26 protein-coding genes are annotated in these 26,855 nt (G+C 33.7%); 13 read left to right on the top strand and 13 right to left on the bottom strand.

Going from position 1 to position 26,855, the window contains the following annotated elements; all coding sequences use genetic code 11:
* Positions 1–208: 208 nt before the first annotated feature.
* The 9 genes from H2O64_RS18390 to H2O64_RS18350 all read right to left on the bottom strand — a co-directional run bounded on the left by H2O64_RS18390 (position 209) and on the right by H2O64_RS18350 (position 9,006).
* Positions 209–1,372 (bottom strand): sigma-54-dependent transcriptional regulator, encoded by a 1,164-nt coding sequence (locus H2O64_RS18390; RefSeq protein WP_187563684.1) that lies wholly within the window; start codon positions 1,370–1,372, stop codon positions 209–211.
* Between the two features lie 2 nt (positions 1,373–1,374).
* Positions 1,375–2,205 carry a mechanosensitive ion channel family protein gene (locus H2O64_RS18385; protein ID WP_187563683.1) on the bottom strand — a complete coding sequence of 277 codons (831 nt, stop codon included), beginning with the start codon at positions 2,203–2,205 and terminating at the stop codon, positions 1,375–1,377.
* A complete protein-coding gene (locus tag H2O64_RS18380) occupies positions 2,206–3,516 on the bottom strand; it encodes an ABC transporter permease (protein ID WP_187563682.1) in 1,311 nt (436 codons plus the stop codon).
* A gap of 4 nt (positions 3,517–3,520) precedes the next feature.
* A complete protein-coding gene (locus H2O64_RS18375) occupies positions 3,521–4,450 on the bottom strand; it encodes an ABC transporter ATP-binding protein (RefSeq protein ID WP_187563681.1) in 930 nt (309 codons plus the stop codon).
* A gap of 184 nt (positions 4,451–4,634) precedes the next feature.
* Entirely contained in the window at positions 4,635–5,771 is a 1,137-nt protein-coding gene (gene dnaJ, locus H2O64_RS18370) for a molecular chaperone DnaJ (protein WP_187563680.1), read from the bottom strand.
* A 64-nt stretch (positions 5,772–5,835) separates the two neighbouring features.
* The gene (locus H2O64_RS18365) at positions 5,836–6,387 is read right to left on the bottom strand and encodes a nucleotide exchange factor GrpE (RefSeq protein ID WP_187563679.1); all 552 of its coding nucleotides are present in this window, start codon (positions 6,385–6,387) and stop codon (positions 5,836–5,838) included.
* Between the two features lie 183 nt (positions 6,388–6,570).
* Positions 6,571–7,482, bottom strand: a complete 912-nt coding sequence (locus H2O64_RS18360; RefSeq protein WP_187563678.1) for a TIGR01777 family oxidoreductase — start codon at positions 7,480–7,482, stop codon at positions 6,571–6,573.
* A gap of 168 nt (positions 7,483–7,650) precedes the next feature.
* Positions 7,651–8,328, bottom strand: a complete 678-nt coding sequence (gene mnmD, locus H2O64_RS18355; protein ID WP_187563677.1) for a tRNA (5-methylaminomethyl-2-thiouridine)(34)-methyltransferase MnmD — start codon at positions 8,326–8,328, stop codon at positions 7,651–7,653.
* Positions 8,329–8,493: 165 nt separating this feature from the next.
* Positions 8,494–9,006: a DUF4920 domain-containing protein gene (locus H2O64_RS18350; RefSeq protein WP_187563676.1), complete on the bottom strand. Its 513-nt coding sequence runs from the start codon at positions 9,004–9,006 to the stop codon at positions 8,494–8,496.
* Positions 9,007–9,140: 134 nt separating this feature from the next.
* Here H2O64_RS18350 and H2O64_RS18345 point away from each other — a divergent pair, with 134 nt between their 5' ends.
* A complete protein-coding gene (locus tag H2O64_RS18345) occupies positions 9,141–10,205 on the top strand; it encodes a branched-chain amino acid aminotransferase (RefSeq protein WP_187563689.1) in 1,065 nt (354 codons plus the stop codon).
* Between the two features lie 169 nt (positions 10,206–10,374).
* Here H2O64_RS18345 and H2O64_RS18340 read toward each other — a convergent pair whose 3' ends face one another.
* Positions 10,375–10,764: a pyrophosphohydrolase domain-containing protein gene (locus H2O64_RS18340; RefSeq protein ID WP_187563675.1), complete on the bottom strand. Its 390-nt coding sequence runs from the start codon at positions 10,762–10,764 to the stop codon at positions 10,375–10,377.
* A 153-nt stretch (positions 10,765–10,917) separates the two neighbouring features.
* Here H2O64_RS18340 and H2O64_RS24105 point away from each other — a divergent pair, with 153 nt between their 5' ends.
* From H2O64_RS24105 to H2O64_RS18315, 6 genes are all read left to right on the top strand, one after another.
* A complete protein-coding gene (locus H2O64_RS24105; protein ID WP_235982937.1) occupies positions 10,918–11,106 on the top strand; it encodes a hypothetical protein in 189 nt (62 codons plus the stop codon).
* Between the two features lie 173 nt (positions 11,107–11,279).
* Positions 11,280–11,894: a response regulator gene (locus H2O64_RS18335; protein WP_187563674.1), complete on the top strand. Its 615-nt coding sequence runs from the start codon at positions 11,280–11,282 to the stop codon at positions 11,892–11,894.
* Positions 11,895–11,980: 86 nt separating this feature from the next.
* A complete protein-coding gene (locus H2O64_RS18330; RefSeq protein ID WP_187563673.1) occupies positions 11,981–13,054 on the top strand; it encodes a hypothetical protein in 1,074 nt (357 codons plus the stop codon).
* Between the two features lie 12 nt (positions 13,055–13,066).
* A complete protein-coding gene (locus H2O64_RS18325) occupies positions 13,067–13,582 on the top strand; it encodes a hypothetical protein (protein ID WP_187563672.1) in 516 nt (171 codons plus the stop codon).
* A 7-nt stretch (positions 13,583–13,589) separates the two neighbouring features.
* The gene (locus H2O64_RS18320) at positions 13,590–15,389 is read left to right on the top strand and encodes a tetratricopeptide repeat-containing sensor histidine kinase (protein WP_187563671.1); all 1,800 of its coding nucleotides are present in this window, start codon (positions 13,590–13,592) and stop codon (positions 15,387–15,389) included.
* A 74-nt stretch (positions 15,390–15,463) separates the two neighbouring features.
* Entirely contained in the window at positions 15,464–16,282 is an 819-nt protein-coding gene (locus tag H2O64_RS18315) for a hypothetical protein (RefSeq protein ID WP_187563670.1), read from the top strand.
* Position 16,283: 1 nt separating this feature from the next.
* Here the strand turns inward: H2O64_RS18315 and ade are convergent, their stop codons facing one another.
* Entirely contained in the window at positions 16,284–17,903 is a 1,620-nt protein-coding gene (gene ade, locus H2O64_RS18310; protein WP_187563669.1) for an adenine deaminase, read from the bottom strand.
* A gap of 78 nt (positions 17,904–17,981) precedes the next feature.
* Complete coding sequence (locus H2O64_RS18305) at positions 17,982–20,036, bottom strand: dipeptidyl-peptidase 3 family protein (protein WP_187563668.1); 2,055 nt, start codon at positions 20,034–20,036, stop codon at positions 17,982–17,984.
* Between the two features lie 157 nt (positions 20,037–20,193).
* Between H2O64_RS18305 and H2O64_RS18300 the strand changes: the two genes are divergently transcribed.
* The 3 genes from H2O64_RS18300 (at position 20,194) to H2O64_RS18290 (ending at position 22,231) form a co-directional block, all read left to right on the top strand.
* Positions 20,194–21,240 carry an SRPBCC family protein gene (locus tag H2O64_RS18300; protein WP_187563667.1) on the top strand — a complete coding sequence of 349 codons (1,047 nt, stop codon included), beginning with the start codon at positions 20,194–20,196 and terminating at the stop codon, positions 21,238–21,240.
* Positions 21,241–21,354: 114 nt separating this feature from the next.
* Positions 21,355–21,726 carry a fluoride efflux transporter CrcB gene (gene crcB, locus H2O64_RS18295; RefSeq protein ID WP_187563666.1) on the top strand — a complete coding sequence of 124 codons (372 nt, stop codon included), beginning with the start codon at positions 21,355–21,357 and terminating at the stop codon, positions 21,724–21,726.
* A 169-nt stretch (positions 21,727–21,895) separates the two neighbouring features.
* Positions 21,896–22,231 carry a P-II family nitrogen regulator gene (locus H2O64_RS18290; RefSeq protein ID WP_187563665.1) on the top strand — a complete coding sequence of 112 codons (336 nt, stop codon included), beginning with the start codon at positions 21,896–21,898 and terminating at the stop codon, positions 22,229–22,231.
* A gap of 70 nt (positions 22,232–22,301) precedes the next feature.
* Here H2O64_RS18290 and H2O64_RS18285 read toward each other — a convergent pair whose 3' ends face one another.
* Positions 22,302–22,907, bottom strand: a complete 606-nt coding sequence (locus H2O64_RS18285) for a DUF1684 domain-containing protein (protein ID WP_187563664.1) — start codon at positions 22,905–22,907, stop codon at positions 22,302–22,304.
* Between the two features lie 315 nt (positions 22,908–23,222).
* On the opposite strand from H2O64_RS18285, the gene H2O64_RS18280 reads away from it, so the two are divergent.
* From H2O64_RS18280 to H2O64_RS18270, 3 genes are all read left to right on the top strand, one after another.
* Entirely contained in the window at positions 23,223–24,701 is a 1,479-nt protein-coding gene (locus H2O64_RS18280; RefSeq protein WP_187563663.1) for a tail fiber domain-containing protein, read from the top strand.
* Positions 24,702–25,237: 536 nt separating this feature from the next.
* A complete protein-coding gene (locus tag H2O64_RS18275) occupies positions 25,238–26,449 on the top strand; it encodes an MDR family MFS transporter (protein WP_187563662.1) in 1,212 nt (403 codons plus the stop codon).
* A 1-nt stretch (position 26,450) separates the two neighbouring features.
* Entirely contained in the window at positions 26,451–26,828 is a 378-nt protein-coding gene (locus tag H2O64_RS18270; protein ID WP_187563661.1) for a VOC family protein, read from the top strand.
* Positions 26,829–26,855: the final 27 nt, after the last annotated feature.

Below are 26,855 nucleotides of genomic sequence, written 5' to 3'. Positions count from 1 at the left end.
TCTAGGTTCTAGGTTCTAGGTTCTAGGTTCTAGGTTCTAGGTTCTAGGTTCTAGGTTCTAGGTTCTAGGTTCTAGGTTCTAGGTTCTAGGTTCTAGGTTCTAGGTTCTAGGTTCTAGGTTCTAGGTTCTAGGTTAAAAATAAAACACTGAACTTTAAATATTTAATTTTGAACAAAAAAAATCAGCCACTAGAGCTGATTTTTTTATACTATTTAGAAGCAAATAATTTTACATCTTCTTCGGTGACTTCTTTTCCTCCGAGAATGATGAGACGTTCTATGACGTTTCTCAATTCTCTAATGTTTCCTGTCCAGTCGTATTCTTGTAATAATTTGATTGCTTTTTCAGAAAATTTCTTTGCTGCTGTTCCTTGTGCAGTTGCTATTTTACCTGTAAAATATTCTATTAATAACGGAATATCATCTCTTCGATCATTTAACGCAGGAACTTTAATTAAGATAACTGCCAATCGGTGATATAAATCTTCACGAAATCTTCCTTCTTCAATTTCTTTTTTTAAATCCTTGTTGGTTGCTGCAACAACACGAACATTTACTTTAATGTCTCTATCGCTACCAACACGTTGCACTTTGCTTTCTTGCAATGCGCGCAATACTTTTGCTTGTGCAGATAAACTCATGTCGCCAATTTCATCTAAGAAGATTGTTCCTCCATTTGCAGCTTCAAATTTCCCAGCTCTATCTTTGTTTGCACTTGTAAATGCACCTTTTACATGACCAAATAATTCACTTTCGATTAGTTCACTTGGAATTGCCGCACAGTTTACTTCAATCATTGGACCTTTGTTTCGATCACTTTTTTGATGCAACCAATGTGAAACCAATTCTTTTCCAGTTCCGTTTGGTCCTGTGATGAGAACACGTGCGTCAGTTGGCGCAACTTTTTCTATGATTTCTTTGATTTGATGAATGGCATCAGAGTTTCCAATCATTTCGTAGTTTTTGCTCACTTTCTTTTTGAGTCGCTTATTTTCAACAACCAATTCTTTTTTGTCCAGCGCATTGCGAACTGTGTTTAGCAATCTGTTTAAATCTGGTGGTTTTGAAATGTAGTCAAACGCGCCCAATCGCATCGTATTGACAGCCGTGTCCAAATCTCCGTGACCAGAAATCATCACAAAAGGTGTTTCAGGTTTTATTTTTTTAGCAGCTTCTAATACTTCAACACCATCCATTTTTGGCATTTTGATGTCGCACAATACCAAGTCATAATCTTCTTTTTTGACCATTTCTATACCAGCCAATCCATCTTCTGCTTCCGACACTTCATAGGTATCATTTTCTTCTGATAAAATTTTTATCAATACTCTACGGATTGCCGACTCATCTTCTATTACTAATATTTTAGGCATACTTATTTCTTGTTTTCTATAATATGAATATCTCTTTGTGGAAATGGAATTGCTACGTTGTTTTCTCTGAATAATCGATCGATTTCAAAACGCAAATCACTTTGCACTTGAAACGCTGTGAAACTATCGCCTACCGTGAATACTAATTTAAAATCTAAAGAACTTTCTCCAAAGTTAGTAAAAAGCACCATAGGTTTGGGTTCTTTTATAACTTCTTTATGATTCAGTGCAGCTTCAGTTAATAGTTTTTTTATCAACATTACATCACTTCCATACGCAGCACCTACGGTAACACTTTCACGAGTTGTGACGCCATTTTGTGTCCAATTGTACAAACTATTTGTTAAGTACAAATGATTTGGAATGACTAATACTTTATTGTCAATGGTTACTGCTCTTGTAGTTCGCAACTTGATTTCTTCTACACGACCAATTTTTCCTTCTATTTCAATAATATCACCTGCGTGAACCGATTGATCTATTAAAATAAATATTCCAGAAATGATGTCTTGAAATAATGTTTGCAACGCCAAACCAATTCCGATCAATAATGCGGCAGAAGCTGCAAAAATTCCAGTTACGTTGACACCAACAGCGTTTAGTGTGACTAAAACTATGATTACATACGAAAACCACCTGGCATACGAAAAAACTGCTCTGAATTTTAGTTTTCCATCGTCTTGAAGCTTTTTGGTAATGATTCGTTGAAATAACTTTAATACTAAATTTGCCATCAACAGCACAAATAGAAGTAGTAATATGTGTTTTACACTTATTTCTACATCTTCTGTAAGTTGAAAAGACTGATTTAATATGTTATTTAGTTCTTTCATTTAGTACTTTAACCACTTAAATATTTCTTTATAACTTGCTTTCTTTCCATACATTAAAATACCAACGCGGTAAATTTTTGATGCAAACCAAACCGTTCCCGTGAAGGAAATATACAAAATTACTACCGAAATGAGTTGTTGCCATAATGGAACACCAAAAGGAATTCGCATTAACATAACCACAGGCGAAGTAAATGGAATGTATGAAAATATGGTTGCCACAGTTCCATGCGGATCTTCCAATACGGTAAATCCACCAACATATACTGCCAATATTAATGGCACCATAATAGGCATCATAAATTGTTGTGTATCTGTTTCGTTATCTACTGCCGCGCCAATAGCTGCGTACAATGAACTGTATAATAAATACCCACCAATAAAGAATATAAAGAATGCTACAACTAAATTTCCTAACGGTAAACTTTGGTAGACTTCCGAAATCTGCATTTGCATATTCATATCTGCGCCTTGTGCCAATAATTCTGTTTGTTGTGCTGTTTGCATTCCTGCTAAATCTACTCCAAATACTAACGAAAAAACGACCATCATAATTCCACCAAGTATCACCCACATTAAGAATTGAGTAATCCCCGCTAAAGAAGTTCCGATAATTTTCCCCATTAATAGTTGTACAGGTTTTACGGAAGAAATGATAACTTCAATAATTCTGTTTGTTTTTTCTTCAATTACACTACGCATAATCATGTTTCCATATATAATGATAAACATAAATAGTAAGTATCCCGCTGCCAGTCCAAAGCCTAGTTTGGAATAGTTCACAAATTTTGAAGTCCGTTCGCCAGTAAAACTTTCTTGCACAATAGCAACGTTCATTTTAGAACTCTCAACCAATTCAACTTCCACACCATTTTTTACCATTGCTACGTCGGTAAGTTCTTTACTTAATTGCCGTTCTAAGCGTGAGATAAATTTTTGAGAAGGTGAATCTTCTGAGTAGAATTTTATTTGCTCCGCAATTTCCTCCGTAGAGGTCATTTTAGGAATGTGCAATAAACCATATTCTTCTGTTTCTTGCACTTGTTTTTTTGCTTCTTCTAAAGAAATTCCTTTGAGAATATTATAAGTCGTAGTTTCATCTTCATCTTCCGTAAATATTTGCGAAATAGTGCCCGTTTCATCTAAAATAGAAATCGTTCGCTCCTTACTATTGTTTAATTGTGTCAGATAGAATATCAACATGAACAATCCGATCATAATTAATGGACTCAAAAACGTCATGAGGATGAATGACTTGTTTCTAACTTTTGTTAGATATTCTCTTTTGATAATTAGTGGTAAGTGATTCATAGTCCTAATTATTTTTTTCTACGGTTTGAATAAATATGTCATTAACACTTGGAATGACTTCCACAAAATGATTGACTTGTCCTGTTGATGTTAAGTATGAAAGCAAATCGTTTGAAGTATCACCATTTTGAAGTTTGATGTTTACTTTTAAATCGTCATCGATAGATTTAAACGTTGCATCAGTCAATTCAAACTTATCATTTAATGTTTTTCGCAATTGTTGATTGTCTCCGCCAGCAATTCCAACTTGATAAGTATTGCTCTTATATTGACGCTTTACGTCGGTTAACTTTCCGTCAAGCACTTTATTCGATTTGTGAATCAGCGCAATATGATCGCACATTTCTTCTACAGATTCCATTCGGTGTGTAGAAAAGATTACGGTAGCACCTTCATCACGAAGTTGTAAAATTTCGTCTTTGATGATATTTGCATTAATTGGATCGAATCCGCTGAATGGTTCATCAAAAATTAAAAGTTTAGGTTGATGTAACACAGTCACTACAAATTGTATTTTTTGTGCCATTCCTTTCGATAACTCTTGAATTTTCTTGTTCCACCAATCCATGATTTCGAATTTTTCAAACCAATATTGCAAACGTATTTTCGCTTCAGATTTGGTTAATCCTTTTAGTTGTGCCAAATACAATACTTGTTCGCCAACTTTCATAGATTTGTACAAACCGCGTTCTTCTGGCATATAGCCAATATCTTTCACATGAAACTGTTGTAGTGCAGCACCATCAAGCAATACTTCGCCTGCATCTGGTGCTGTAATTTGGTTTATAATTCGGATGAGTGATGTTTTTCCTGCTCCATTTGGTCCAAGAAGTCCGAAGATGCTTCCTTTAGGAACGTCAATAGAAACTTTATTTAATGCAGTATAGTCGCCGTATTTTTTTACGACATCTTTTGCTTGAAGAATTGAACTCATGAAAAGTTTTTTATATATGTAACTACATTGCGTAATTTGTTACAGTTGGATGTAAATATAAAGCAAAACCCACCCTTAATATGATCAAGGATGGGAAAAAATTGCTATGAAAAAGAAAAAATTACCAGCCGGTTACGGCTAGTAACTTATCAAAGATAGTTTTTTTTTCGTAATACCAAAAGAATTACGAAAACATGTCCTTGACTTTTTCAAAAAATGACTTGTCGCTCTTCTCCGGACTTGGGATGAAATTCTCTTCATCCGCTACCTTTTCAAAGAAGCTACGTTGTTCTTTTGTCAATGTTTTCGGTGTCCACACGTTGATGTGCACCAATAAATCTCCTCTTCCGTATCCATTAATACTTGGAATTCCTTTTCCGCGCAAGCGTAATATTTTTCCTGATTGCGCTCCCGATTCTACTTTGATTCTAACTTTTCCAGTTACAGTATCAATTTCTTTAGAGCTTCCTAATGCCGCTTCTGAGAAACTTATGTATAAATCGTAGTGTAAATTATCGCCTTCACGTTTTAAGAAGTCGTGTTCTTTTTCTTCAATCGCGACTAATAAATCTCCTGAAATTCCATGTTGTCCTGGCGCATCATTTCCTTTACCAGAAACTTTTAATTGCATTCCTTCTACAACACCTGCTGGAATTTTAATCAGCACAGTTTCTTCTTCAACTTTTAATCCTTGTCCATCTGCTCCAGCTGGTCGTTTATTAATCGTTTGTCCAGCACCGCCACATGTACTACATGTTGTTGATGTTTGCATTCTACCAAGAATTGTGTTGGTGATTCTTGTCATTTGACCTGAACCTTGACAAGTATCACAAGTTTTATAGCTTACACCAGCTGCTTGAACTTTTCTGCGAACTTTTACTTTTTTCTCAACACCATTCGCTATTTCTTCTAATGAAAGTTTTACACGAATTCTTAGGTTACTTCCTTTAACGCGTCGTTGTCTTCCGCCACCGCCGCCGCCAAATCCGTTGAATCCGCCGCCGCCGCCAAAAGCGCCGCCGAAGATATCACCAAATTGACTAAAGATGTCGTCCATGTTCATTCCGCCGCCACCAAAACCGCCGCCACCGCCGCCGTTTTCAAAAGCTGCATGACCATATTGATCGTAACGTGCTTTTTTGTTTTCGTCGCTCAGTACTTCATAAGCTTCTGCAGCTTTTTTAAACATCTCCTCAGCACTTTTATCATCCGGGTTTTTGTCGGGATGATATTGAACTGCCTTTTTACGGTATGCTTTTTTTATTTCTGCAGCCGAAGCGCCTTTATTGATACCTAATATTTCGTAATAATCTTGTTTCATCTTTATTCAACTTGTTTCAAAAAGATCGTATTGTTGTTGGGAACAACGCTATACTATTTTCTATTTATTGTCCTACAACTACTTTCGGATAACGGATAATTTTGTCTCCTAGCGTATATCCTTTTTCAAGTACATCAATGATTTTACCTTTCATGTCATCCGATGGTGCAGGAATTTGTGTCACTGCTTCGTGATCTTCTGCATCAAAAGTATCGCCTGCTTTTACAGTTAATTCTCCTAATCCTTTTGCTTTTAACGCTTCTCTTAGTTTGTTGCTAATTAGCTCAATACCAGTTTTTACGTCGTCCGCATCCGTTTTAGAAATTTCTGCCAAAGCTCTGTCAAAATCATCCAAAACTGGCAACATGGCAACTAAAACATCTTTACCAGCTGTCTTGAAAAGTTCCACACGTTCTTTGCTCGTTCTTTTTTTATAGTTTTCGAATTCAGCAAACAAGCGTAAAAACTTGTCTTTTTCTTTTGCCAATTCTTCTTGTAGTTTTGCTTCCGCAGAAACTTCTTCCGCAGTGTTCTCAGTTGTTTCAGCGTTTGTAGTTGCTTCATTTACAACTTCTGGCTGCTCTTTTTCTACTGTAGTATTCTTTTTTTTGCTCATGGTATATGTCCAAAAAATTTTTATTGTTTTTATATAGTTGGCAAAAGTACTGCCAATTATGGAAAAATGTCAAAATGTCACCAAAAATTTTTGAATCGTAAATCAACTTTGTGTCAGTTGCCCTTTTTCGGTAAGAGTTCGATATAACGCAACTAAGATCATATGAAAGAATATATTAGATTTCTATTTTTTGAATATGTCTTCTAATGCAGCTGTTAACTCAGGAAATTGAAACTTGAAGCCTGTGTTTTTTATTTTTTCTGAACTTACTTGTTGACTTGAAAATAAGAGCGTGCTCATTTCGCCTAAAATCAGTTTCATGATGAATTTTGGCACATTTGGCAAAAAGAAAGGCTTTTTTAAGACCGAAGCAATTTCTTTTGTGAGTAATTTATTGGTAGTCGGATTGGGTCCAACTCCATTGTAAAGTCCTGTGATTTTGTTTGTTAATACATGAAGATACATTTTAGTAATATCGTCAATATGAATCCAAGATTGCCATTGCTTTCCAGACCCTATTGCGGCACCAACTCCATATTTTACAGGTTTTGCCATTTCTGCTAACGCTCCACCTTTTGATGAGAAAACCAATCCTGTTCTAAGAATGGTTACTGGAATTTCTAATGATTTGAATTGATTGGCATGCAATTCCCATTGTTTTACCACGCTTCCTAAAAAGTCTGTAGATTCCTTTTCAGTAGCTTCTGTATATTTTTCAGTGAATGAACTTGGATAAATTGCCGTTCCAGAGGCAGAAATATAATGCTTTACAGTATGATTTTCCATGTTCCGAAGCGCTTTGAATAATACGTTTGCCGTATCAATGCGACTGTTCATGATTTCTTCCTTGTATGCTTGTGTCCAACGTTTGGCTATGTTTGCTCCAGAAAGATTTATGATGGCATCAACACCTTCAAAACATGCCCTATCAATTTCGCCTTCAGCAGGATTCCAATAGAACCCTTTTGTCTGTGCTGATTGTTGAATTTTACTTTTGCGCGTCGTTAAATACTGAACTTCATGATTTTCCTGCAAGCATAGTTCGGTTAATGCCGATCCTATTAATCCTGTTGCACCGCAAATAAGTATTTTCATCTGTTAATTTTTATTTCTTAATGCTGTCAAATGGAATTCGCAAAATGCTATTAGTTTTTATTCACTAATTGTTAGAGCTCATTTCATGAATGCGTTTTCTTTTTCATGGTAAAAATACGCTAAAAAGAAGACATTTAGAAAACTACATTAGGTCTAGAATCTTAAATATTAGTTAATTTTTGTTGCACGTAGCATTTCACGTTTGCCAGGCGGGCCAGGAAGTCGCTCCACTTTGAAGCCAACTTCTTGCATAGCGCGTCGTACACTTCCTTTAGCTGCATACGTCACTAAAACACTTTTATTTTGAAGTGCATTATACATTTTTTGAAAGATGGCTACTGTCCATAATTCAGGTTGAACTCTCGCGCCAAACGCATCAAAATAAATCAGGTTAAATTTCCCTTCATCCGTAATTTGATCAAAGAGTTGCTGTCGTTTTGTAAGTGTGAAATTTTCAGAAAGTACCGTTTCTTTTTCCCATTCGCACACATGCATTTTATTAAAAATAGCTGCTTTGTTTTCTGCTTTTAATTGTGAAACATAGTTGAGTTGCGCAATTTCTTCGGGTAAAACAGGATACGCTTCTACGCCGTGATAGTTGACATTGAAGTTGTGTTTCTCCGCTTGTAGATAGGTTATAAAAGCATTCAATCCTGTACCAAACCCAATTTCGAGAATGTGGATTTGCACAGGATTGAACGTATTTTGCAAATGTTGTAAGCCCGTTTTTATGTAAACGTGATTGGCTTCTTGTATGGCACCATGCGTAGAATGGTATTGTTCGTCCCATTCTTCAAGATGAATTGTGGAAGATCCATCTTCTGTGGTGATTATTTTTCGTTTCAAGTGTATACTATTTCTACATTAAAATTACCTGCTAAAACTTGCTCTTTTTCACCTATGCTTCTAAATAAAATATAACCGTAACTTAAGCTATGCTGACTTTTTCTTTTTTGCATAATTAAAAAATAGGTTGTGTTTTATCTACGGAATTTTAAAATAAAAATAGTATTAGTTTTTCAACAAAACACCATCAGCGATGAACGAAAGTGTTTTTTTAGGTTCTGTGATTTTAGCAATTTCTTCTTCCGACTTACCTGCATCTTCTGCGTAATGCTTCAATTCGTCCACAGATGTTTCTTGTACAAACGCTTTTCCGTTGACAACTACTTCACCTTTCGCGTCAAGCGGCATAAAGAATCCGTAGTCTTTAAATTTGACCATGACTTCTTTTTCATCACCAGCATCTAAACGCATCCAGCATCCTTTATTTGCACATACTGAATTGATTTTAGCTGCAAATTTTACGTCTAACGTATCACCTGTTTTTAAACCATCGTATATGTTGTTGATTTCGGTGATTGATAATGCTTTGTCAGCTTCAATTTTTTCTCCAAAAGATGCGTACGCTAGTTCAGTAGCTTTGACATCTGTTGTATCTACTGTTGATTTTTCGTTATTTTTTCCGTCTTTACATCCAATAAATGCTAGTAAAGCGACTCCTAAAATTAGTATTTTCTTCATTTTTGTTAAGGATTTCTTATAATTACGACTGTTTTATTACGAATAATTAATTTTAAGCACCTAATTTTGTTGAAAACTAAGATTTTTTTAAAGTTAAATATTACGTAACTTTGCACAAAATTAAGAATTATATGATGAGTGACCCTTCTAATGCTATAAAAATTTCCAAAGTTTCTGAAAGCAAGATTTCAACTGTAGATTTTGATGATTTAGAGTTTGGTAAAATTTTCACGGATCACATGTTTGTGTGTGACTATATAGATGGAGTTTGGCAAACGCCAGAAATCATGCCATATCAGCCACTCACCATTGCACCTTCTGCGCGTGTTTTTCATTATGGACAAGCTGTTTTTGAAGGAATGAAAGCTTTTAAAGATGACCAAGATCAAATTTGGATGTTTCGTCCAGAAGATAATCACGAGCGTATTAATATTTCTTCACATCGTATGGCAATTCCTGAGTTTCCAAAAGAGTTTTTCTTTGAAGGATTGACACAGTTATTGCATTTAGAGAAAGATTGGATTAAGAAAGGGAAAGGAAATTCATTATATATTAGACCTTTTGTGATTGCAACTGAGGAAGCAATTTCTGCTTCTCCAGCAAATTCATATAAGTTTATGATTATTTGTTCGCCAGTACAATCGTATTATGCAGGTGAAGTGAAAGTTTTGTTTGCAGAAAAGTTTAGTAGAGCTGCCGATGGAGGTGTTGGATATGCAAAAGCTGCCGGAAATTACGGAGCGCAATTTTACCCAACAAGTTTGGCACATAAACAAGGCTACCAACAAATTATTTGGACAGATGCAAGTACGCACGAATATTTAGAGGAAGCTGGAACGATGAACATCTTTTTTAGAGTTGGTGATACCTTATTAACTGCTCCTAAGAGTGATCGTATTTTGGATGGAATTACGCGTAAGAGTGTGATTCAATTGGCCGAAGACAATAATATTAAAGTAGAAATTCGCCGTGTGACTGTTTCTGAGATTAAGGAAGCGGCTAAAAGTGGTGAATTGAAAGAGATATTTGGTGCAGGAACTGCAGCTGTGATTAATCCGATTTCAGGATTTGAACATGCAGGAGATAAGTTTGATTTACCAAAATTGGATGATTCGTATGCAACTTTCTTTAAAGATAAATTGACGGATATTCAGTATAATCTTTCTGAAGATCCACATGGATGGAGATATAAGGTCTAGCTGTTAGCTGTTAGCTGTTAGCTGTTAGCTGTTAGCTGTTAGCTGTTAGCTGTTAGCTGTTAGCTGAAAAATACAAAAAAAGTGATTCCAAGAGAATCACTTTTTTTATGTTCTTTTTTTGTGGATTCGTTCATCCGCCGTAAACTATTAAACTTATAAACTCTATATTCTATTTATCCGCTAGAATTGCGTCAATATTTGGTTTGAAGTAGTTTGGGCCTTTGAGGACTTTCCCGTCTTCGCGGTAGATTGGTTTTCCGTCTGCTCCTAGTTTGCTCATGTTACTTCGTTGAATTTCTTCGAAGACTTCTACGATTTTTTCTTGCATTCCGTGTTCTATGATTGTTCCGCATAGAATGTATAACATATCACCTAGCGCATCGGCAACTTCTACTAAGTCATTATCTTTTGCAGCTTCTAAATATTCTTCATTTTCTTCTTTCATTAGATTAAAACGCAACATATTTTTTGCTTTTCCTAAATCGGCAGTTGGTGTATTTTTTATTCCTAACCCAAATGCGGAATGAAATTCTGTAACGGCTTCTATTCTTCTTTTCAAATCGTATGTATTTTAAATGTTTGTAGAATCAAATTGAAGTTGAAATATACTTGATTATTTAATTGATTTTTGAGCGATTGTATTTTTATTTTGAAACTTTTATTAACAACTTTCAATCTTTAATCCGTAATTTTGTTAAAAATTAAATACGTTATGTTTAGTACAGGTCAGTTGATTTTTGCCGCTTTTTTTGTGATCGTTTTTACGGTGGTTATGATTTATGCATATCGAAAAGATTTACAGTTACACAAGCGTTATTATAAAGGAAGTTTGCGCATTTTGGCGGTCTTCATTCTCTTCATTATCACCATTGTAGTGATTAAGAAATTTATTGTTTCCTGATTTTTCTTAGTTTTTCTATTTCATATTTTTTCGTACATTGTAGGAATAACTAACAAACCACTACTACAATATAGATACATTTATTACAGTTTGGCTGTAATAGGATTCTCAAATCGTTCAAATTTATATTCGGATAGCATATCGTTTGTTTGTAATTTTAAGATCCCTTAGATATGATTACAGTTGCTATTGCAGAAGATCATCAAGCACTGATTGACGGCATAATGTCGTATTTGGAATACGAAGAAGATGTTACTATTATAGGACACGCCAATGATGGCGAAGCTTTGTTAAAGATTGTCCGACAGAAACAACCCAAAGTTGTAATTTGCGATATCCGAATGCCAAAAATGGACGGTATTGTCGCTACGACACATATTAAAAAAGAGTTTCCACATATACATGTGTTGGCGTTTACGATGTATGACCAAGCGGAAGCCATTCGACAAATGTTGGATGCTGGCGCAACAGGTTATATTTTGAAAAATTCACCTTTGAAAATCGTCTTAGAAGCCATTCGCACACTTGCCGATAACAAAACCTACTATGATGCCAAGTTGAATATTGATCAGCTTGCGAAGAATAGTTCCAAGTCTATTTTATCGCGTCGTGAAAAGGAAATTCTTGCATTAATCGCCCAAAGAAAGACTTCTCAAGAAATCGCAGATTTACTTTTTATTTCCAAATCCACCATAGATACACACCGCAAAAACATGATCCAAAAGCTAGCTTTGAAAGGCGCTAACGAATTGTTGGGTTATGCCATTGAGAAGAAGTATGCTTTTTAGGATTGTAGATTTTGAGAATACCTATGTTTGGGTATGGTTTGGTGTGGTTGATTTTTAGAGATTTGTAATGTAAAAACTAACAAAAAATGAAGACTTTAAACAAAAAACAAGTTGACCATTTACTTAATAATTATGCAGAAATATGGATGATGAATGATACAGAAATACAGTATTTAGCTTCTATTAAAGAAGAAAAACATAAAAATAATTATTATATAGAAAAAGGTGTATTAAAGAATGGAATTATAAAACCTAATGTATTTAGAGTTCCAAAAAATATATTAGATAATATCAAAATAAGTACTGTAGATAAAGTAAATAAGCGCTTTGTTAAATCTGTAACAAATAATGAATTAAAAATTGTAAAAGAATATGTTGAAGAAATTCTTCCACAAAATATTAATGATCATAAAATACGTCCATACCTAGCTGGATGTAAAGTCAGACGAAATAGTTCTGATTTAGAAGTTGGTGGGACACTAGGTGCTATCATTATGCTAAAAAGTTTTAAAAATTCTTTATTTATAATATCTAATTACCACATATTATCGACTAAGCAAAATTTAATTCTAGATGAAATTATTTTTCAACCATCAAAAATATATGGAAAATTTAATTCTTATGAATTAGATTATTCTAATGCTATTGCTCACCTAAAATTTGGCAGATATGGTGATACTAAAAGAAAAGATGGCACAAATGGTAATACCCTTGATGTTGCCTTTGCCGAAGTTTTAAATAACAACATGAGTTGCGCGGGATTCACCTCATCTAAAAAAACCTTAGAATTAAAAAAGTCTATTCTAAAAAATATTGAAACTCCTTTGGATGAAATGGTAGTTCACATAAATGGCAAAACATCTGGAAAACAAAAAGGAACAATAAAGTCAACAAATGCTTTTGTTAGAGTAAGACACTCCTACAAAAGAGGTAAGAGTATCATTTTCAAAAATCAACTCTTGATAAAAAAGGGAATTTCAAAAGGAGGAGATTCAGGATCGGTGGTAATTAATGATAATAACAATGTAGTAGGTTTGATACATGCTGGTGATGGTAAAAATGTAAGTATTGCAAACAATATAAATCACATTTTTAATCACATCTATAAAATAAAAGCTGCTCCTGATCAGAAAATAGTATTTAAACAATTTCTAACTTAAATTATTAAACTTATGACAGTAAATATTAAGGTTGATTCAATCAATAACGATTTATTTTTTGTTGATTGTGGAGAATTTGAAATTTATGGGGATTTTAATTCTTGGATAAATAAACATTATATCACTCAAATCCCTCTTGAAATCAAAAAGAAAGTACAATCTTTAAAATACGATTTATTTCATGCTAACTATGTTGATGGTGGAGATGTTTTTCAAATACATGTAGCACTAGTAACAGCTGGAGAAAAACTTAATTATACTTATTCTACAAAGCATCAAGGAATACAATTTTCTTTAAATCCTGATCCATATTATAAGGGGCAAGTTAATGTTGAAGTACTACTCTATAATATAAAATTAAGATGTGAAGATAAATACATTCACATTGGCGGTAAAAAAACTACAGACATTGTTCCTCCATACAAAGATGAAGAATGCCCTGATGATGATGCTAATAAATACATAAGAGCATTAATAGACCCTCACCCTCAAAGAAAGGGAAAAAGTATTTTAGTAGGTAAACCGTAAGGAAATCTTGAGGATAGAAAAAATCAAATATTTAATTTTAATATCAGCATTTTTTTTAAATGCTGATTTTTCATATGCTCAAAATTTAGATTTTGAAAATGTTTGGAATGCTTTTGATTCTGATAATAACAATAAAATTCTAGAAACATTACAAGCAATTGATACAATTAACTCTAGTGATCAGGATATAGGAACATGGTATTTTTATTATGCTGATTATCAATTGAGAATAGATAATCAGCATATAGCCTATGATTATGCCTTGAAGTCTAAACAAAAATTTAATGAAGCAAATTTAAAAAATGATGTTAAAGATTGTAATCTTTTAATATTAGACATCTTAAATCATCAAAATGACATAAAAGTAAGTAAAGATGATATTGTTGAAGAATTGTATAAATATGCACAAAAAGAAAATGACAGCACTCTTTATAGGTCTATTTATAGAATAAAAGCTGTTGAGTTTTTAGATAAGAAAGATGCAAAAAATTCAATTTTATACTTTAATAAAGTAATTGAAGTCGATAAACATTTAAATGACACTTTGCAAGTAGCATTAACCTACATGAATATAGGTACTGTTTACGCCTATGCTCTAAAAAACGCTGATTCAGCATTAATATATACCAAGAAGGCAATACCTGTATTAAAAAAAAATAAAGACTTTAAAAATCTCGCGCACAATTATAATAACCAAGCATATCATTACGAACTAAAAAAAAATTACCTCAAAGCAATTGAATATTACAAGAAAGCTGATTCGATACCTCTAAAAAAAAATATAGCTAAAACAAAAGTGATTTTTTATGAAAATATGGCAGATACTTATGAAAAAGCCAAGGATTATAAGAATGCAGCTATTTATTTGAAAAAATTTATCAACCTTAAGGATAGTATTGGAGATGAATTCCAAAACATTGCAATAAATGAAACTAATTCTAAATACAATACAAAAACAATTAGTGCAGACCTTAGTAAATTACAAACTTTATATACACTTGTTGATACAGAAAGAGAAAATGAAAAAAAACGAAAAAACAGTCAGCTCATAATTTCTCTAATTGTTTTAGCCCTAGTCATCATCTCCGCATACCTCATCCAAAAAAATACACGTAAAAAACAATTGCTTGCCGAACAAGCAAAAGACTTAGAAGCACAGAAAGTTTCGACTTTACTCAAAGAGCAAGAACTCTCTAGTATTGACGCTATGATTGAAGGTCAAGAGAAAGAACGGAAACGCATTGCAGAAGATTTACACGACGATTTGGGCGCGTTGATGGCAACGGTAAAACTACATTTTGAGAATATAGAAACCGCGCAAAACGAAGATGCTGTGACAAAAACAAGTTCGCTTCTCGATGAAGCGTATGATAAAATCCGAACGATTGCACATGCTAAAAATGCAGGTGTGATTGCGAATCAAGGATTGTTGGTTGCGGTGACGAATATGAGTGCTAAAATTAGTAGTGCAAATAAGATGAACATAGAAGTCATCTCATTTGGATTAGAAGAACGCTTGGAGAATTCACTTGAATTGTCATTATTCCGAATGATTCAGGAATTGATTGCAAACATCATCAAACATTCAGAAGCTACAAACGCTACGATTCAATTGACGCAACATGAAAAAAACCTAAATATCATCGTAGAAGATAACGGAAAAGGGTTTGATCCTTCCAACAACAAATCATCTGGAATTGGTTTAGAAACCATCAAAAAACGTGTAGAACACCTCAACGGAAAACTGAGTATTGATAGTACACTCGGAAAAGGAACAACGATTTTAGTGGATGTCCCTTTACTCTAAAACTCACTATTGATGGGTATGTTTCTGCCTTCATTCATGATTTACATTTGAGTTATTAATCAAATATTAAAATCATGAAAAAACTATTTACTTTTTTAGCATTTATTAGTATTACATTTAATATATCTGCTCAAGAGAAAAATTATCAAATAACAGGTAATAAAATTAATGTTGTAAAAGCACAATCTGAATATATAACCTTAGAAATAACTAAAGGTCCTGATAAATTAGCTGCAATAAAGAATCCTAAATTTGCTTCTCTAGCCACAGGAGTACTCGTTCCTTTTATTATTGACCAAATTCCTAAAGTACCTGAATACTTTTCAAAAATATTAAAAGGTCAAAAGAAAAAATATGTAGCAACATATAGCGCAAAAAATACAGTTATATTTGATTCTTCAAAAAAATTACCTATTGTCACTTTAACAAGGTATATTAATAATCCTAGTGAGAATGAAGCTTGTAAAATAGTTTTAAAACCTCAAGAAATCATAAATGAAAATTTCTCTTTTAAGGTAGATCAAGCAACTATAAAATTTAGTAAAGCGAAAATCAAAAAAGATTACACACACTTAATTTTATTAATTGAAATTTCTGTTACTTATGATACTAGTTCTAAAGAAAATGGCACATTGAAGACTAGTAAAACAGAAGTGAAATCTAGCACTCTGAAAATCCCTGTAAGTATGTCAACAGGAACAACATTAAACAGTAAAATAAATGAGCAACTTTCGGATGCGTTTCCTATTGATAATATCCTAGAAATTTCTGTAAAAGTTACTGAAACAAATCCATTCAAAGTGAAACTAGAAGAAATAGAATCGGTTGTTGAAGATTTTAAAGAACCAATTGCTGACTTCTTTAAAAAACTAGGAGAATCTCTGGAAGAATAACCTAAACTTCCAACGAAGTAAACTCAAAAGTAGTCCCGTTGAACAAGCCTTTATCACTCAGTTTTAACGACGGGATTACTAACAATGCCATAAACGACAAGGTCATGTAAGGCGCGCGCAAGGTACTTCCCATTTGTTTGGCTAATTTGTCTAACTCAGCGTACTCCTTGCCTATTTCCCAACCCGTTTTTGCACTCATAATTCCTGCGACTGGCAATGAAACTACGTTTGCGGAAGTTTCAGAAACAGCGCAAATTCCACCTTTATTTTCAATGAGAAGATTCACGGCTTTGCAAATCGCTTCGTCAGAAACACCAACGGCAATGATATTGTGTGAATCGTGTCCTACGGAAGAAGCAATTGCACCTTCTTTCAAACCGAAATTCTTTATAAATGCCATTGCTGGAACATCTTCATTATAGCGATTGACAACGGTCATTTTCAGAATGTCTTTTTCAACATTAGAAACTAAATTTCCATCTTTGATTAAGTTATCAAGGATTAACTCGTTTGTCACTAATTCACCGTCTAAAGCTTCGATCACGCGGATTTTACTTTTCGTGGCTTTGACTTGAAAATCAATCACATTTTTTTTAGATGTATTAAAATTATTCAGAATTTCAAACGGCACACTTTCTATGTGTGAGTTTCCACCAGAAGCGACACAGATTCCATCAATATAGGTTTCTAATACTTTAAAACTTGTCAAATCTTCTAGCACAACAAAATCCGCAACATCGTTAATTTGTAATTGTCCAACATCTAAATTATAATGCTTTACAGGATTCACACAAGCGGTTTGCAATACTTTGAAAACATCTACACCTTTCGCAACAGCACGCGCACATAAATCGTTTATATGTCCTAATAATAAATCATCCGGATGTTTATCGTCTGAACAAAACATCATGTTTTCGAAATGCTCATCTAATAAAGGAATTAACGCTTCAAAGTTTTTTGCGGCGCTTCCTTCGCGAATAATTACTTTCATGCCTTTTTGCAACTTTTCCAATGCTTCATCGTAGCTAAAACATTCATGATCGGTAGAAATTCCTGCGGCAATATATGTTGAGATATCTTCGCCTCGTAAACCTGGCGCATGTCCGTCAATTGGTTTCTTGAAATATTTCGCCCAAGCGATTTTCTTCATGACTTCTTCATCTCTAAACAACACACCTGGATAATTCATCATTTCTGCCAAATACTTTATTTCTGGCATTTCTAACAATTCTTTAATATCATTAGAATCCAATACTGCTCCTGCCGATTCAAAACTCGTTGCGGGCACACAAGAAGGTGCGCCAAAGTTGAACTTAAACGGAACTTTTTTACCGTTTTCAATCATGAATTCTACACCAGTTTTTCCTAGCACATTCGCTATTTCATGCGGATCAGAAACAGTTGCAACAGTTCCATGTAATACTGCCAAACGTGCAAACTCGGAAGGGACCAACATTGAACTTTCAATGTGAATATGAGCATCTACAAAACCAGGAATGATATACGTTTCCACATTGTGATTTTTTGCCACAATGTTTGTGATTTTCCCATCTTGAATGTGAATTTCTCCCTTGTAGATTTTTTTATTGAAGATGTCTACGATGTTTCCTTGTTTGATCATGACTTTGTATGATAAATGGTATTAAAAAGGATGCACGAATGCACCCTTTTTTAATTATATGTAAATATAGTTTTAAATTTAGTTCTTGTCCGTCAAGAAACTATAATTCTTAGCGTAGTATAACATCTGATTGTCAAATGCTGCTGGCTGCTGAATTTTGATCGCTGTAATTTCTCCAGCTTCACTTGTTTCTGGAGTTAATACAGGATTTGCAAATCCACTATACGGAGCAGATTTGAACGCTTCATTACGCTTTAATACTTCTGCGTGCATTGTTTGATCAACTTTTACTCCGTAACCTTCTACCAATGCTCTTGCCGCTTCAAAATCACCTTCTGATTTGATACGTTGCGTTTCACGTAATAATTGACCGAATAGTTCACGTAATTTCACATAATCATTAATGTTATAGTATGATTTTCCATCACGTGTAACTTTCTCAATTACGTTGTCTTTTGCTCCTTTTTCAAAAACCCAAGCAGAAACCCATTGTCTGTTCACCATGTGATCTTCTTCTACGTCATCTCCAAGTTTTAAACGAATTAATTGTGTCATTAAACCATTTCTGATATATCCATCATAAGCAGCTTTCCCAACACCTTCAGTATCTTCAACCAATCCAAGTTCTTTTAGTTTTGGATCCATTAAATAGTACAATCCAACTAAATCAGCTCTTCCTTCTTCCATCGTAGAAGCATAGTTTTTCAGCGTTTCTTTCGGTTGCCCAATACCAGGATTGATTTGACCAGAAGCATGTCCAATTACTTCATGTAAAGCTGTATGTAACTTATCAGCAACTTTTCCGTATTTTTCTTCTAATTGAAATTCTTCATCATCATGAACAAATTCCTTTAATCTTCCCGATCCGCCAGCTTGTGCATACGCATTGATAATATTTCCTAAAGAAACAGATTTTGAACCGTGTTGTTGACGAATCCAGTTGTTGTTCGGTAAGTTTACACCAATTGGCGTACTTGGTGAAGCGTCTCCTGCTTCTCCTGCAACGTTTACCGTTTTATAAGAGACACCTACAACATTTTTCTTTTTGTGACTATCAATTAGTGGAGCATTATCTTCAAACCATTGTGCATTTTCAGATAATACTGCCATTTTTTTAGACATGTCAAAATCTTTGATTTGTACAATAGTTTCGTACGAACCTCTGTATCCTTTTGGATCATTGTATACTTCAATAAATCCGTTGATCCAGTCAATATTTCCTTCTGTTGAAGTTGCCCAAGAAATACAATATTGATCCCAAGTATCTAAACTTCCTGTTTTGTAATATTCTATTAATAAACCTAACGTTTCTCCTTGCTTGTCATTTTCTGCGACACTTTTAGCTTTTTCTAACCAATAGATAATTTTGTCAATTGCGCTTCCGTACATTCCGCCAGATTTCCAAACTTTCTCCACTAGCTTTCCGTCTTCACGAACTAACTTAGAGTTTAATCCAGCTTCCACTGGTTTTCCTTCTGGGCCTTTGTAAGCCGTTTTGTAAAATTCTTCTACATCAGCCGTTGTGATATCAGCTCCGTAAAAATTCACCGCAGATACTAATACATTATCTACACCATCTTTTTTATTTACTTTTTTGTTGTCTGCATCATTGAAGATTACTTCTAATGCTTCACCTGCTAACGTAGTTTTTGTATCTGCTAATAAAGTTTCAAAGTATGCCTTTGTAAATTCAGGCTTCATTTTATCATTTGAATAATGATGATGAATTCCATTTGAAAACCACACACGTTTTATATAGGTTTCAAAAGCTTTCCAATCCTCAGATTCTTTATCTCCTTCATAATTCACATAGATATTTTCTAATGCTTCTCTGATAGTTAAATTATGACGGTAATTTTGATCCCACATAATATCTCTCCCAGAAAGTCCAGCTTGTGTTAAGTAATACACTAGCTTTTGCTCTTTTAACGTCAATTCGTTAAATCCTGGGATTTCATATCGTAAAACCTTTATATCTGCAAATTGTTCTACCTGAAAGTCCATTTTTGCATTTTCAGCTACTTCAATAAACTGCGCTTCATAAGGATCTACTTTCACCTCATCTTTTTTCTCTGTACAAGAGAATAACATTCCTGCAGCTAATACGATTCCTGCAATTGATTTTAATTTCATCTGTTTATTTTTTTATGAGTTCTTTATTTGGTTTAGGAAAATATAAAAAGAGTACTTATTTATTACGAAATATATATTCTTTTGCCACAAATGTAATCAATTCAATAAAACATTAAAAATTTGTACATTAGCATTACTAACTAATACACCTAATAATATGAAGATTCTAAAGTATGTACTACTCTTACTGCTAGTACTCATTGTTGCTGGAGCAATTTTTGTAGCAACTAGACCGAATGATTACGATGTGGTACGAAGCAAAGTAATTAAGGCTCCTATTGATGTTGTGTTTAATAATATTAATGATTATAAAAATTGGGAAGCTTGGGGACCATGGATGGAAGAAGATTCTACAATTGTTGTAAAATATAATGAACAAACTTCTGGAGTTGGAGCTAATTACACATGGACAAGTAAAGATGGACCTGGAAAGATGAAAACGGTGAGTTTAACCCAAAATAAATCCTTAGAACAAGTGATGCAGTTTGGTGATTATGAACCAACAGACGTGTATTGGACGTTTGAAGAAGTACCTGAAGGAACAAAAGTAAGTTGGGGAATGAAAAGTGACAAGACAGCTTTTATGTTCAAACTTTTTGCCGCTTTAAGTGGTGGAATGGATAAAATGTTGGGCGATATGGAAGAAAAAGGACTCGCTAATATAGAACGTGAAGTGTTAGCAGAACTCAAGAAAAACCCTCCAAAACAATTCCGATTGGGAGATATTTCTCAACATGAAGCATCTGCAAAACAGTTTATTGGTTTTTATCAAAAAACGACTACCGATGCTAGCATGGAAGACATGACAAAGTTATTTACTGAATTTATGCCGCAAGCGGGAATGTATGCCGTTAATAATAAGCTAGAAGGTTATACTCCCGGATCGCTGTATATCAAATGGGATGAAGAAACTAAAGAAGCTGAATTTTACATTGGACTTTTGTTTGATGATGATACTATACTTCCTGATGGAGAAGGCATGACAAAAACAATACTTCCTGCTGGACAAATTCTGAAAATTTCAAAATTTGGTCCTTATGGAGTTGGCGATATGGATGCGCACATGAAGATTGCAACCTATATGAATGAAAAAAAATTAATGCCTGAAGGAATCGTTTGGGAATTGTATCCTAATGATCCTACAACTGTGAAACCAGAAGAAATTCAAACAGACATTTTTTATTTGGTAAAAGCAGCTGAATAATAACACTAAAAAAATTTAAGAAGATTGTCTAAACAGTATGCATTGACTACTTTTAGACAATCTTTTTAGTAAAACTCAGTTGAAGAACGGAGTCTGATTGAATAAAAATAGCAAATGAAACATTTTTTATTAGTTTTTCTTGGCGGCGGATTTGGAAGTTCACTTCGGTTTCTATTAGGTAAATATCTTAATAGCGAAACAACGGGAATTCCGTATGGAACTTTTGCTGCTAATATTTTAGGAAGCTTATTAATTGGAATTATCTTAGGATTGGCTGCTAAGAATGAAGCAATCAGCCAACAACACACATTATTACTTGCCACAGGTTTTTGTGGTGGTTTTACAACATTTTCAACTTTTGCCTACGAAAATCACGTCTTCTTAAAATCAGGCGATTTTATGACATTCGCTCTATATACTATTGCTAGTTTTGTAATTGGTTTTGCGGCTGTATTTTTAGGAATGTATGTGGTAAAATATTTCTAAATCATTCTTCACCCAAAAAAATAATACGCATTCATTAAAAAAATACTTTTAAATTAAATAACCTTGAAAATTACAAGGCATAAATTAAAATATTCACAAAAATAACAGCTTACATCCTGAATTAAAACACCCTACTGTATCTTTATCATTGTAAAATAAATGTTTTATCATGAAAAAGATAGAAGCTATCATTCGCAAATCTAAGCTTGAAGATGTTAGAGATGCACTACACGAAATTGAAGTGAATTTTTTCACCTACTGGGAAGTTTCTGGTATTGGAAACGAAAAAAAGAGTCCTGTATATCGCGATGTAAATTATAATACACATGATATTGCCAGGTATAACGTCTCCATTGTCGTTACAGATGATTTCGTAGAAGAAACCATCAATGTAATTTTAGAACACGCCTACACTGGAGAAGTTGGTGATGGTAAAATTTTTGTCATTCCTATTGAAGAAGCCTACAGAATCCGTACCATAGAAAACGGAAAGTCTTCCTTATAATACATCATTTACTTTTTTAGATTGCTGCTTTCATTTCGACGCTGCTCGATGTAACACGCAGGAATGACATTTAATGCTTATCAAAAGCTTTTACACCTGCATTAATTTCTACTTTTAAAAAGTTAACTCTTGGCGGAACAGGACACGAATACCGATCGCTGTATGCGCAATATGGATTGTATGCATTGTTGAAATCAATTTCAAGAGTGTTTCCTTCTGGAATTTTTAAATCAATATATCTTCCGCCACCGTAACTTGCAAATCCATTTGTTTCGTCGGTAAATGGTAAAAACAAATCATCTTTGTATTCTGGATCTCTATTTGGATCTTGATTTTGATAGACTTCTAATGAATATTCTTTTCCGTTTAATTTGAACGTTGCAATTCCGTAACGCTTATAGATTGGCGTTCGGGTAGTAGACGTTTTCATTTTAAAAGGTTTGGAATCTGGCGTAAGCTTGAAACTTGCCGTTACTTTAAATGTATTATTTACAGGAAAAAAGTCCAACGCTTTAAAAGTTTTCAAATCTTTTGCTTTTAGCGGCGATGTAGATGCATCTTTATAAGATGCATTCAATTCTCGTTGAAATTCAGTTTCTCCAACTAATTCCTTTTTTTCTTGTGAACAACTTACATTCATCACTAAAACACATATTATAAGAAAGATATTTTTCATCGGTAACGATTTAATTTAAATAATACATCCAAAAATACAATTTGTCATCAAATAATAAAGAACTTTTATTTTTTACCTCCATAATTTAGATAAAACTCATCTTGACTTTTCTATTTTTCTAACAAAACACCTGAAATTTGTTGCTTTTTTACATGTAACGCTCTGATTTATAGTATATGTAGGTTTTTACATTCTTTTTTAACAGAAAATAATTTCAAATAGCCAATAAGGAAGAAATTTTACGGTTTTACCGTAGTTTTGTTTAGCTTTTTTAAATTATCTTTAAACAATATTAACCAATCAATAATTCAAATTATGAAAAAAGTTACCTTAATTTTTACGTTATTAATTACAGCAATTTGCTTTGCGCAGAATGAATCTTCAGGCACAATAGCAACTTCAATTACAACTCCTAGTCCATTATCAGGAGAAACTTTTAGGTTTGGTCCTGGTTTAGTAACACAATTAGACTCAGGGTCAAATTTTGACTTTAACAGCAGATGGTTTTCTTTTGGTAGATTGAATACAGGAAGCCAGAATGTATATGGCTTGCGTTTTCAGTTGCCAAACAGAGCTCTAACGATGGGCTATCAAGACTTAAGTGATATAAATCCAAGACTTCAGTGGATAGGAGCTGGTTCGTCTGCAGGAACTGACTTTGAATTTAGAGTCGCAGATAGTTTTACCTCTACTGCCTCTACACTTGTAGCAACGATGACAAACGACGGTAAAACGTATTTCGGAAATCCATTAAGTTCAAATGAACCTTTAGTTGGTATGGATTATAGCAATTTAACTGGTAGTACACGTACGGGATTAATTGTACAAAACACATCAACTTCTGGTAGCTATTTTACGGGAATTAAAGTAATCAATGATGTTTCAGGATATGTTAAAACAGGTATTGATGTTAAAAGTGGTGGTTCATCTTACAGTACCACAGGTATTAATTCTACCGTAAGTGGAACGTATCAAAATACTGCTATTAGAGGAAGCGTAAATGGTACGGCTAGTGGAGGCATGTACGGTGTATCTGGATTCATTTCTAGTACTGCTACTGGTTTTGGAGCTGCTATTTATGGTAGTTCATCCACAAATACAAACCGATATGCAGGTTATTTTAATGGAAATGTTGTAGTTACTGGAACATTTACAGCTTCTGATGAAAGATTAAAAGAAAATGTGAAAGGTGAAAAGAATGTGTTAGATAAACTAGCTCAATTAGATGCAGTAACTTATACATTTAAAGAAAATGATCAATTAAATCTTCCAAGCGAAGTACAACATGGATTCTTGGCGCAAAACATTGAGCAAGTTTTTCCAGAATTGGTAACTACGATTAACAAGCCTATTTTAGATAAAGAAAATAATGAAGTTGATTCTTATGAGTACAAAGCTGTAAACTATGTTGGACTTATTTCTGTATTAACATCAAGTATTCAAGAATTAAATGAAGAAGTAACTTCACTTCGAAATGAATTAGAAGAAATCAAAGGAGAAGGTATTTCTAAAGATGGAAACAAAGGAACTATTGATGAAGTAGGTTTCTCAATGGAACAAAACATTCCAAATCCTTTCAACAATCAAGCAACTATCAGTTACACGTTGCCAAGTAATACAAAAGCAAACATCGCTATTTTTGATATGTCTGGGAAGTTTATCAGAGAATATGATTTGCCAAATCAAAAAGGAGAACTCGTAATAAACTCAAGTGATATAGGTCAAGGAATGTTTATCTATAGCTTAGTTTCTGGTGGTAAAATAATGGAAACTAGAAAAATGATTGTAAAGTAAAGTAACTTCTTCTCTTAAATTATAATTAGAGAATATACGATACGTATTAGAAGTTATCATAATACCCCAAAATTGAACATAGCCTGAAAGACAGTAACTAATTAAAATATTAGTTGCTGTCTTTTTTCATTAATAGATATATTATTTGAGTATAAAATTTCTTAGAAAACTTAAACCAAAAGTTTCGTAAATCAACATTCATAAACACAGCTTGTCCTCAAAAATTTAAAGATTTTTAGTTTTTGTGTACATTTTTTATGTAGTTTTGAATTCAAATACGACAAAAATGAGAATTTTCACAGTAAATACCTATGTACAAAGAACCTCTTGGAAAAGAAGTTTGGGCATTTATTTATTGTGTTGATATCACTATCACATATAACAATTTAAAAAGTCCGACTTCGCAGTCGGACTTTTTTATTTTAGTGAAACTCCATATTGAGAAGCCAATTACGGCGCACTCAATATTGTAAGTTGAGCTAACTCCGTTGAAGAGCGGAGTCAGTTTTAAAAATAACCAACCAAAAACACGAATCATGAAAAAAATGTACAGCAATTACATTGATTCATTTAAAGGATTATCAAAAGAAATATGGTATCTCGCTTTAATTTCACTTGTGAATAGAGCCGGAACGATGGTGATTCCGTTTTTATCATTGTATTTAACCAAAGAATTAGATTTCAGCGAAAGTGACGCAGGTTCAATTCTTATTTTTTTCGGGATTGGTTCGTTATTAGGATCTTTTTTAGGAGGAAAATTAGTAGACAAAATTGGGTTTTATAAAATCATGATTTTCAGTCTCTTCATTACAGGATTTGGGTTTATAGGCTTGCAGTACGTAACTTCATTTTGGGGATTGTGCTTTGCGATTTTAGGAATTATGACAATTGCCGACATGTTTCGTCCCGCAATTTTTGTTTCGCTGAAAGCGTATAGTAAACCTGAAAATCAAACGCGTTCGTTGGCGCTGATTCGTTTAGCTATTAACTTAGGAATGGGAATTGGTCCCACATTGGCTGGATTGATTATCGTGTCAAAAGGATATGATATGCTATTTTGGATTGATGGTGTTACGTGTATCATTGCTATTATCTTTTTCACCTTTTTAGTGAAAGAACAAAAAAGACCAGCAGTTGATAAAAGTAAACCCGCTATTATCAAAGAGAAATATGCTGCGTACAAAGATAAAAGTTACTGGGTTTTCATTGCGATTTGTTTCTTTATGGGAATGGCATTTTTCCAATTGATCATCACAATGCCGATTTATCAAAATGATCAATTCGGCTTGACCGAATTTGATACAGGACTCATTATGTTTATCAACGTTGCTATCATTGTAGTTTTTGAAATGCCGTTTATTAATTACTTAGAACAGCGCAATATTTCAACCACAAAACTCATCATCGTAGGCTCTTTATTATTTGGACTGAGTTTTTATGTATTACTATATAATGTTTGGGTAGGAATGCTCATTGTTTGTATTGTGATTATAACGATTGGTGAAATGATTGGTTTTCCATATACAAATGCATACGCCCTCAAAAGAGCAAAAGAAGGTCATGAAGGAAGCTATATGGCGCTATACGCGATGGCTTTTTCGCTAGCACATATTTTCAGTTCTAAAACTGGACTGGAAATTGTAGCAAACTTTGGACATCAAGTCAATTGGTTTGTGACAGGAACGTATGGAATTATTGCGATGTTATTATCAATCTGGTTACACAACCGAACTAAAAAAGGATTATAATATGAATTTGAATCAAGTTACAATTTCGTCCACAGATGTTGCAAAGGCAACCGAATTTTACACAACACTAGGATTGCGTCTCATTGTAGATGTACCTACTAAGTATGTTCGATTTGAATGCCCTGATGGCGATGCCACTTTTTCTATTCATCATGTAGAAAAAATGTCTGAAAGCAATAACATTACACTCTATTTTGAAAATGATGATTTAGACGAAACCGTCAAAGAATTGCAGTCAAAAGGAATTGAATTTACGAGTTTACCAGAAGACAAATTTTGGAAATGGCGCGAAGCACATTTATACGATTTGGACGGAAACAAATTGATTCTTTTCAAAGCTGGTGAAAACAGAAAAAATCCGCCGTGGCGGATTTCTTAAGTTGTCTATATTCAGTGTTCAGTTGAC

Origin of the sequence: Kordia aestuariivivens (genome assembly GCF_014397005.1) — a bacterium.
Lineage (GTDB): Bacteria > Bacteroidota > Bacteroidia > Flavobacteriales > Flavobacteriaceae > Kordia > Kordia aestuariivivens.
This window is presented reverse-complemented; position numbering and strand designations above follow the sequence as displayed.